The organism is Protofrankia sp. CiT1 (genome assembly GCF_917627335.1).
GTDB lineage: Bacteria > Actinomycetota > Actinomycetes > Frankiales > Frankiaceae > Protofrankia.
Genome location: NZ_CAKJTP010000044.1, coordinates 1,726 through 4,991, shown reverse-complemented (window position 1 = coordinate 4,991; position 3,266 = coordinate 1,726). Strand labels below are relative to the sequence as shown.

The 3,266-nt window shown below is 70.9% G+C and carries 2 protein-coding genes; one reads left to right on the top strand and one right to left on the bottom strand.

The window, feature by feature from the left end; genetic code table 11:
* Window positions 1–56 precede the first annotated feature (56 nt).
* Window positions 57–1,898, top strand: coding sequence for a DEAD/DEAH box helicase (locus tag MJ785_RS09840; RefSeq protein ID WP_239313446.1), 1,842 nt, complete (start codon window positions 57–59; stop codon window positions 1,896–1,898).
* Window positions 1,899–2,110: 212 nt separating this feature from the next.
* Here the strand turns inward: MJ785_RS09840 and MJ785_RS09835 are convergent, their stop codons facing one another.
* Window positions 2,111–2,968 carry a peptidylprolyl isomerase gene (locus MJ785_RS09835; protein WP_370651774.1) on the bottom strand — a complete coding sequence of 286 codons (858 nt, stop codon included), beginning with the start codon at window positions 2,966–2,968 and terminating at the stop codon, window positions 2,111–2,113.
* Window positions 2,969–3,266 lie beyond the last annotated feature (298 nt).

Genomic DNA, 3,266 nt, shown 5'->3' with positions numbered 1-3,266 from the left:
GGGGTCTGGCCCGGCCGTAGGCAGCCCCCGAACACCACGCCGTAGAGTCTTCCTCTGTGAGTGCCGGTCCCCAGCCCAACACCGTGCCGGCAGCATCATCATCTGGGGGCCATCCGCTGCGGGCATGGCAGCGGGCCGCTCTCGCGGCCTACCAGGCCCGGACGAGTGCCGGCGCCCGCGACTTTCTGGCTGTCGCGACGCCGGGTGCCGGCAAGACGACGTTTGCCCTGCGAGTCGCCGCCGATCTCCTGCGCGACGGTGTGGTACGCGCGATCACCGTGGTGGCTCCGACCGAGCACCTGAAGCGGCAGTGGGCGCAGGCCGCCGCGGCGATGGGTATCGCCCTCGACCCGGCGTTCCGCAACACCGCCGGCGTAACCTCGTCGGACTACACCGGTGTGGTGCTGACCTACGCGCAGGTGGCGGCGCATCCCGCACTGCACCGGCTGCGCTGCGAGCGGCGCCGCACGTTGGTGATCCTCGATGAGATCCACCATGCTGGTGACGCCCTGTCCTGGGGGGATGCGGCGCGTGAGGCATTCACGCCCGCGGTCAGGCGGCTGGCACTCACCGGGACGCCGTTTCGATCGGACGTCAATCCCATCCCGTTCGTGACGTATGTCCCTGGCCCAGATGGCGTGCTCCGCAGCATCGCGGACTCCTCCTACGGTTATGCTGACGCGCTGCGCGACGCTGTCGTGCGTCCGGTGCTCTTCCTGGCCTACTCGGGGGAGATGTCCTGGCGGACCAGCGCGGGGCATGAGCTTTCGGCCCGCCTCGGCGAGCCGCTGAACAATGAGCAGACCGCCGCGGCATGGCGCACGGCGCTGGACCCACGTGGTGACTGGATCCCCGCGGTCCTGGCCGCCGCGGACACCCGCCTGGCGCAGGTGCGCGGCGGCGGCATGGCGGACGCGGGCGGCCTGGTGATCGCCACCGATCATGCGAACGCCCGTGCGTACGCCACCATCCTGCGCCGCGTCACCGGAACCGAGCCGGTTGTCGTGCTCTCCGACGATCCAGCGGCCAGCTCGAAGATCGAGGCCTTCCGCGCCTCGCGGGACCGTTGGATGGTTGCGGTCCGGATGGTCAGCGAGGGCGTGGACGTGCCGCGCCTGGCTGTCGGGGTCTATGCCACCTCCGTTGCCACACCGTTGTTCTTCGCGCAGGCGGTCGGGCGCTTCGTGCGGGGCCGTGGCCGGCCCGAGACGGCTTCGATCTTCCTGCCGAGCGTTCCCGCCCTGCTCGCGCTGGCTGGCGAGATGGAGGTCCAGCGCGACCACGCCCTTGACAAGCCCTTGCGCGAACCGGACACGTTCGACGACGAGGCGCTCCGCGAGGCCAACCGGCGCCGTGACGTCCCCGACCTGACGGACCGGTCGTTCACCGCGCTCGGTTCCTCAGCACACCTCGACCGGGTGATCTTCGACGGTGGTGAGTTCGGCACCCAGGCCGCGGCTGGTTCCGCCGAGGAAGAGGACTTCCTGGGACTTCCCGGGCTGCTGGAACCGGATCAGGTCGCGGTCCTGCTCAAGCAGCGGGAGGCGGCCCAGCTGGCCGCCCGGCGCAAGCAGGAGCGCGCCGGGCCGGGCGCCGGGCCGGCGAACCAGCCCGGACAGGGCATGCCGGCTGTCCCCGGCCAGGCTGGTTCGCCGGCCGCCCGGCCGGACCCGAGCCCTGACGCCGCCGCGGCGGCCGACCGGCCCACCTACGAGGTGCTCATCGAGCTGCGCCGGGAGCTGAACAGGCTTGTCGCCGCCCACCACCACCGCACCGGGCGCGCGCATGGGATGATTCACGGTGAGCTGAGGCGTACCTGTGGCGGCCCGGCAACCGGCCAGGCCACCGCCGCCCAGCTGCGGGCGCGCATCGACACCATCCGCCGCTGGGAGACATAGCGCCTCGCGTCATCCGGCCTGGCCGCACCGCGCGCTGGACGCAGGGCTGGCCGTTTCGCATCCAGCGCGGGAAGCAGGCAGGTCAGGTCAGGTCTTCGGCCGGGCCGCTGTCAGTGCCCGGGGCGGCGCCAGGACGCCGCGGCCCGGCTGATGCCGTTGACGAACAAGGTTGTCGGGTGCGGCTCGATAACGCGGGGCGCCGCGGCGGCGGGTCATGGGCTTTGGGCGATGCTCATGGAGGTGATCTGGGCCTTGCTGACCGGGGTGCCGTCACCGCCCCCGCCCTCGACACCGGGCGAGGTGAGGGCGTCCAGGACATCAAGGCCTTCAGTGATCTTGCCGACTATCGTGTATTTGTTTCCCAACGCTTGCACACCGGCGTCGTTCGGGTTCTTGTAAATGAGGAAGAACTGACTGCCGTTGGTGTCGGCACCGGCGTTCGCCATCGCGATGACGCCGCGAGTGTACGCGGCACCGTCGGTGTTCTCGTTGGCGTAGGCGAAGCCCGGTCCGCCCTGACCTGTGCCGGTCGGGTCACCGCATTGCAGGACGAAGATGTTCGTGGCGGTTTCACGATGGCAGGGGGTGCCGTCGAAGTACTTGGCGTTGGCCATGGTGAGCAGGGCGTGAACGGTGCAGGGGGCCTTCGCCGCGTTCAGCGCTGCCTTGATGGTCCCCTTGCTCGTGGCGATGACCATCGTGGCCGGGGACTGGTCGACGCTGCCGGCCGCGGCCGGCAGACTCACCGGCCGTGACGGGTCCTGGCCGTTCGCGGTGTAGGTGCAGGGGCCGACCTTCGTCGACACGGGCGCGGCGGAGGCCCCGGCGGATGGCGACCCGGCGGCTGAGGCTGACGGAGCCGCCGATGGGGAGGCCGCGACGGTGGTCTTGTCATCGTTGCCGGTGAGCAGGAGGACCCCCGCGAGGGAGCAGACGAGCACGACCGCGACGCTCGCGGCGATGATTGCGATTAACCGCCGGCGCTGACGCCGCGCCGCCGCGCGGCGTTCCGCCTGGCGGGCGATCCTCGCGGCGGCAATTTCGCGCCGCCGACGTGTCTTGGACGTCACCACCTGCCGGTCTCCTTGTTCCCTCGGGGCCGCTGATGCCGCGAAAGCATGCGCGCTCGTGCCGTCCTTGGCTGGGCTGGCCAGTCCGGGTGCCGGCGGGTTCGACCGGCTCCGGTAAGAGCCTGTTCATGGAGACTACTAGGGCGTGTTTCGGAAGCCAGCTGTCCGGCTCGCCACGCCCAGGCGGCACCTGGCCGCATCGCTCCCCGTCCATCGCTGCGCGATGCACGGGTACCCCGGCTCGTCGGTCGCCACCCAGCACCAGGGTGACTCCACTTCTCCGCCTTGCGCAGCACGC